This is a genomic window from Streptomyces sp. Ru72 (assembly GCF_002920635.1).
Taxonomy (GTDB): domain Bacteria; phylum Actinomycetota; class Actinomycetes; order Streptomycetales; family Streptomycetaceae; genus Streptomyces.
Map to the genome: position 1 here is coordinate 1 of NZ_PQSR01000188.1, position 6,240 is coordinate 6,240.

Here is a 6,240-nt window from a genome sequence, read left to right on the forward strand (position 1 = left end):
GTCGGAGCAGCCCGCCAGCAGCGCGGCACCCGCGGCCGAGGCGAACAGGCTCCTTCTGCGCAGCGGGGCGCGTGCAGGCGGGGAGAGGGGCACGGCAGACCGTCCTCGGAGGCTTCGGTACGAACGGATGGGCGGGACCCCAACGAATGGGCGGGAGCCCGTTGATCACCGTACCCGCGCACCCCGCCCGTCCCTGCCATCGGCTCGGCTCGACAGCGCACACGCACGCGTGCAGCCCGCCCGGACGCCGTTCGGCTCACAGCCCAGGTGGACGGCATCACCCTCCGGGACCGGATACCCTTTGACCTGACAGCGACCATCCCACAACAGCACACGCGGCCGAGGAGTCACCCGGATGAGCACCACCCAGAGCGAGAGGCTGCGAGAACTGCTGGAACCGCTCGTCACATCCCAGGGGCTCGATCTCGAGGAGATCGCGGTGGACTCCGTGGGGCGCAAGCGTGTGCTGCGCGTCGTCGTCGACTCCGACACCGGTGCCGACCTGGACAAGATCGCCGATGTGAGCCGCGCGCTCTCGGCGAAGCTCGACGAGACGGACGCGATGGGCGAGGGCGAGTACACCCTCGAGGTCGGAACCCCGGGCGCGGAGCGCCTCCTCAAGGAACACCGGCACTACCTACGGGCCCTGGGCCGGCTGGTGCGGTTCCAGCTGGCCGAGGGCGGAGAACTGGTCGCCAGGATTCAGCAGGTCGACGACGACGGTGTCGACCTCGAGGTGCCCGGTGTGAAGGGCCGCAAGGCCACCACCCGCAGACTCGCCTTCCCGGACATCGCCAGGGCACGGGTCCAGGTCGAGTTCAACCGCAAGGACACGAGCGACATGAAGGAAGAGGAGGAGGCGTAGCCGTGGACATCGACATGAGCGCCCTGCGGGGCTTGGTACGGGAGAAGGAGATCTCCTTCGACCTGCTGGTCGAGGCGATCGAGGCGGCCCTCCTCATCGCCTACCACCGCACCGAGGGAAGCCGCCGCCACGCGCGCGTCGAGCTCGACCGGGAGACCGGCCATGTGACCGTGTGGGCGAAGGAGGATCCCGAGGATCTTCAGGAGGGGCAGGAGCCGCGCGAGTTCGACGACACCCCGTCGGGTTTCGGCCGTATCGCCGCCACCACCGCCAAGCAGGTCATCCTTCAGCGTCTGCGCGACGCCGAGGACGACGCGACGCTCGGCGAGTACGCGGGCCGCGAGGGCGACATCGTCACGGGAGTGGTCCAGCAGGGCCGCGACCCGAAGAACGTGCTCGTCGACATCGGCAAGCTCGAGGCCATCCTGCCGGTGCAGGAGCAGGTGCCGGGGGAGACGTACGAACACGGCAAGCGCATCCGCTCGTACGTCGTCCGGGTGGCGAAGGGCGTGCGCGGTCCGTCCGTCACTCTTTCGCGCACCCACCCCAATCTGGTGAAGAAGCTGTTCGCGCTCGAGGTGCCGGAGATCGCCGACGGCTCCGTGGAGATCGCCGCGATCGCCCGTGAGGCCGGTCACCGCACGAAGATCGCCGTCAGGTCCACCCGTTCGGGTCTGAACGCCAAGGGCGCCTGCATCGGCCCCATGGGCGGCCGTGTGCGCAACGTCATGGGCGAGCTGAACGGTGAGAAGATCGACATCGTCGACTGGTCCGACGACCCGGCCGAGATGGTGGCGAACGCCCTGTCCCCGGCCCGTGTCACCAAGGTGGAGGTCGTGGACCTCGCGGCCCGCTCCGCGCGCGTGACGGTCCCCGACTACCAGCTGTCGCTGGCGATCGGCAAGGAGGGGCAGAACGCCCGTCTGGCGGCTCGGCTGACCGGCTGGCGGATCGACATCCGCCCCGACACCGAACAGCCCGCCGAGAGGCCGGCCTGAGGCGCGTGACCTCGGCCGGGAATAGATCCCGGCCGTGCGACGCTGAGATCACGACAGTTTGTGTGCAGCAGCTGTTCGATTCTTGCCCCGAAGGGGTGAGGTCGGCGCGGGGAGGTAGACTTAAGCGTGTCTGGCCGGACGCACGCCGGAGCATGCCCTGAACGCACCTGTGTGGGGTGCCGGGAGCGAGCGGCCAAGATCGAACTGCTGCGCACCGTGGCGGTCGAGGACGCGTGCGTCCCCGATCCTCGCGGTACGCTGCCCGGCCGGGGTGCGTACGTGCACCCCGCACTGTCCTGTTTCGACCTGGCGGTCCGCCGCCGGGCGTTCCCGCGGGCGCTCCGCGTCCCGGGTCCGCTCGACACAAAGGCGTTGCGCCAGTACGTCGAGCAGGAAGAAAGTTGTCAGCAGCACCCAGCTGGGCAGGCAACACCGTAAGACGTGCCGCACGGACTCCCTGTGCGGTCCTGGTACCTCGCGAGTCGAAAGCAGGTCGAGATTGCGATGAGCACTCGATGAGTACGCGATGAGTACGCCCATGAACTAGCGACGGTCCGGCTTCAACCCGGACCTCAAAGGAGCGAAGTGGCTAAGGTCCGGGTCTACGAACTCGCCAAGGAGTTCGGTGTCGAGAGCAAGGTCGTCATGGCCAAGCTCCAGGAACTCGGTGAATTCGTCCGTTCGGCGTCTTCGACCATCGAAGCGCCCGTAGTACGCAAGCTGACCGACGCCCTCCAGCAGGGCAACGGCGGTGGCGCGAAGTCCGCCGCCCCGCGCAAGGCCTCCCCGGCGAAGCCGGCCGCGCCGTCCCCGGCGCAGGCCGCACGTCCGGCTGCCCCGCGTCCGGCGGCCCCCCAAGCCCCCCGGCCGCCGAGAAGCCCCGCGGCTCCGGCCCCGGGTCCGCGCCCGACGCCGGGCCCGAAGCCCGCGCCGCGGCCCGCCCCGGCGTCCCCGGCCCCGGGTGCCCCGGAGTTCACGGCGCCCCCGGCGGCTCCGGCCGCCCCCAGCCCGCGCCCGGGTGCCCGTCCCGGCGCCCCCAAGCCCGGCGCACGTCCGGCCGCGGCCGGTCAGGGGCAGGGCCAGGGCGGTGCCCAGGGCGCTCGTCCCGGCGCTCCGCGTCCGGGTGGCACCGGCGCGCGTCCGGGTGCCCGTCCGGCCGGTCCGCGTCCGGGTAACAACCCCTTCACCTCCGGTGGCTCCACCGGCATGGCGCGCCCGCAGGCGCCCCGCCCGCAGGGTGCGCGTCCGGGTGGTCCCGGTGCTCCGGGTGCCCCGGGTGCCCCGCGTCCGCAGGCCGCCCAGGGCGGTCCCCGTCCGCAGGGTGCGGCCGGTGGCGGCCCGCGTCCGCAGGCTCCGGGCGGTCCGCGCCCGACCCCGGGCTCGATGCCGCGTCCGCAGGGCGGTCCGCGTCCCGGCGGCGGCCCCGGCGGCCCGCGTCCCAACCCCGGCATGATGCCGCAGCGTCCTGCTGCGGGTCCGCGTCCGGGCGGTGGCCCCGGCGGCCGTGGCCCCGGTGGCGGCGGTCGTCCCGGTGGCGGCGGCGGTCGTCCGGGTGGCGGCGGCTTCGCCGGTCGTCCGGGTGGCGGTGGCGGCGGGTTCGCCGGCCGTCCTGCCGGTCCCGGTGGCGGTGGCGGCGGTTTCGCCGGCCGTCCGGGTGGTCCCGGCGGTGGCGGCGGTGGCCGTCCCGGCTTCGGTGGTCGTCCCGGTGGTCCCGGTGGCCGTGGTGGCACGCAGGGCGCCTTCGGTCGCCCGGGTGGTCCCGCGCGTCGCGGCCGCAAGTCGAAGCGGCAGCGCCGTCAGGAGTACGAGGCCATGCAGGCCCCGTCGGTCGGCGGCGTGATGCTGCCTCGCGGCAACGGCGAGACCATTCGCCTGTCGCGCGGTGCGTCGCTCACCGACTTCGCGGAGAAGATCAACGCCAACCCGGCGTCCCTCGTCGCGGTCATGATGAACCTCGGCGAGATGGTCACGGCCACGCAGTCCGTCTCCGACGAGACCCTGCAGCTCCTCGCCGACGAGATGAACTACACGGTTCAGATCGTCAGCCCGGAGGAGGAGGACCGCGAGCTCCTCGAGTCCTTCGACATCGAGTTCGGTGAGGACGAGGGCTCCGAGGAGGACCTGGTCGTCCGTCCGCCGGTGGTGACCGTCATGGGTCACGTCGACCACGGTAAGACCCGCCTGCTCGACGCCATCCGCAAGACGAACGTCATCGCGGGCGAGGCCGGTGGCATCACCCAGCACATCGGTGCCTACCAGGTCGCGACCGAGGTCAACGACGAAGAGCGCAAGATCACCTTCATCGACACCCCGGGTCACGAGGCGTTCACCGCCATGCGTGCCCGTGGTGCGAAGTCGACCGACATCGCGATCCTGGTCGTCGCGGCCAACGACGGCGTCATGCCGCAGACGGTCGAGGCGCTCAACCACGCCAAGGCGGCCGACGTGCCGATCGTGGTCGCGGTCAACAAGATCGACGTCGAGGGTGCCGACCCGACCAAGGTGCGCGGTCAGCTGACCGAGTACGGCCTCGTGGCCGAGGAGTACGGCGGCGACACCATGTTCGTCGACATCTCCGCCAAGCAGGGTCTGCACATCGACGAGCTGCTCGAAGCGGTCATCCTGACCGCCGACGCCTCGCTCGACCTGCGGGCCAACCCGAACCAGGACGCGCAGGGCATCTCCATCGAGTCCCGCCTCGACCGCGGCCGTGGTGCCGTGGCGACGGTCCTCGTCCAGCGAGGCACGCTGCGGGTCGGCGACACGATGGTCGTGGGCGACGCCTACGGTCGCGTGCGCGCCATGCTCGACGACAACGGCAACAACGTCGCCGAGGCCGGCCCGTCGACGCCGGTCCAGGTCCTGGGCCTGACCAACGTCCCGGGTGCGGGTGACAACTTCCTGGTGGTCGATGAGGACCGTACGGCCCGTCAGATCGCCGAGAAGCGTGCCGCCCGTGAGCGCAACGCGGCCTTCGCGAAGCGCACGCGCCGCGTGTCGCTGGAGGACCTGGACAAGGTGCTCAAGGCCGGCGAGGTCCAGCAGCTGAACCTGATCATCAAGGGTGACGCCTCTGGTTCCGTCGAGGCCCTGGAGTCCTCCCTGCTCCAGCTGGACGTCGGCGAAGAGGTCGACATCCGCGTCCTGCACCGAGGCGTCGGTGCGGTCACGGAGTCCGACATCGACCTGGCGATGGGCTCCGACGCCATCGTGATCGGCTTCAACGTCCGCGCGGCCGGCCGCGCGGCGCAGATGGCCGAGCGCGAGGGTGTGGACGTCCGGTACTACTCGGTCATCTACCAGGCGATCGAGGAGATCGAGGCGGCCCTCAAGGGCATGCTCAAGCCGGAGTTCGAAGAGGTCGAGCTGGGTACGGCGGAGATCCGCGAGGTCTTCAAGTCGTCCAAGCTGGGCAACATCGCCGGTGTCCTCATCCGCTCGGGCGAGGTGCGCCGCAACACCAAGGCCCGCCTCATCCGCGACGGCAAGGTGGTCGCGGAGAACCTCACCATCGAGGGCCTGCGTCGCTTCAAGGACGACGTCACCGAGATCCGCGAAGGCTACGAGGGCGGTATCAACCTCGGCAACTTCAACGACATCAAGGTCGACGACGTCATCGCGACGTACGAGATGCGCGAGAAGCCGCGGGCGTAAGCCCCCGGTTCACCGCCGGCCGACGGAACCACGGTTCCGTCGGCCGGCGGCCGTCTGCCACGCGCAGCCCCTGGGGGTTGCGCCCCCAGACGCCCCTGAAGCCCCGTCCTCGCACTCCCCAAGCTCTTCGAGCAGGGGCCCAGACGGGCTGAATGATGCCGACCGGCGCTGCGACATCAGCTCCTCCGGCGGACATTCAGCCACTCCGGCGTTTGAGGAGTGGGGCGGCTCAGGGGGCTGGGCCCCGAACGGTGCCTGGGCGGGGCCCTGGCGGCTTGCAGGGCGGTGCCCCTGCGGGGTGCCGGGGAGCCGCCCCCACCTGCGTTTCGGGGCGGAGCCGAGGCGGGCTTCAAGGTGGCGCCCCGTGAGGGGTGCGGGGGACGTGGTTCCCGTGCGTCGCGCCCCACCGCGTGGCGTCCGTGGGGTCCGGGGCGGAGCTCCGGTGGGGTCGCAGGGGCGCGGCCTGGAGGACGGGACGGGTGGGGGCGGCGGGGCGAGAACAATCCCGTCGAGTGGCCCGCACGGTTCGTTGTACGGTTTTCGTGTCCCTGCCCGCACCGACGGCAGGGCCACCGATCCCGTACCGGCGGGTCATCCGGACACACATGTACGTGGGGACCCTGTCCTTCGACCTCCTCCTCGGCGACGTACGGTCGCTGAAGGAGAAGCGTTCCGTCGTCCGCCCGATCGTCGCCGAGCTCCAGCGGAAGTACGCGGTGAGCG

The 6,240-nt window shown here is 71.3% G+C and carries 5 protein-coding genes; all 5 read left to right on the forward strand.

Translation table 11 applies throughout. From position 1 onward, the window contains the following. The first annotated feature begins 355 nt into the window (after positions 1 to 355). Positions 356 to 865, forward strand: coding sequence for a ribosome maturation factor RimP (rimP, locus tag C3488_RS38770; RefSeq protein WP_103845521.1), 510 nt, complete (start codon positions 356 to 358; stop codon positions 863 to 865). Positions 866 to 867: 2 nt separating this feature from the next. Further along, entirely contained in the window at positions 868 to 1,863 is a 996-nt protein-coding gene (gene nusA, locus C3488_RS38775; RefSeq protein WP_103845522.1) for a transcription termination factor NusA, read from the forward strand. A gap of 126 nt (positions 1,864 to 1,989) precedes the next feature. After that, the gene (locus tag C3488_RS38780) at positions 1,990 to 2,301 is read left to right on the forward strand and encodes a YlxR family protein (protein WP_103845523.1); all 312 of its coding nucleotides are present in this window, start codon (positions 1,990 to 1,992) and stop codon (positions 2,299 to 2,301) included. A 147-nt stretch (positions 2,302 to 2,448) separates the two neighbouring features. Continuing rightward, entirely contained in the window at positions 2,449 to 5,517 is a 3,069-nt protein-coding gene (infB, locus tag C3488_RS38785) for a translation initiation factor IF-2 (RefSeq protein WP_103845524.1), read from the forward strand. A 605-nt stretch (positions 5,518 to 6,122) separates the two neighbouring features. Beyond that, a partial coding sequence (locus tag C3488_RS38790; RefSeq protein ID WP_146068019.1) for a DUF503 family protein occupies positions 6,123 to 6,240 on the forward strand: 118 nt, incomplete at its 3' end.

Bases quoted from the DNA above. Each gene is read 5' to 3' on its own strand.
- rimP (WP_103845521.1), top strand. From the start codon at position 356: ATGAGCACCACCCAGAGCGAGAGGCTGCGAGAACTGCTGGAACCGCTC.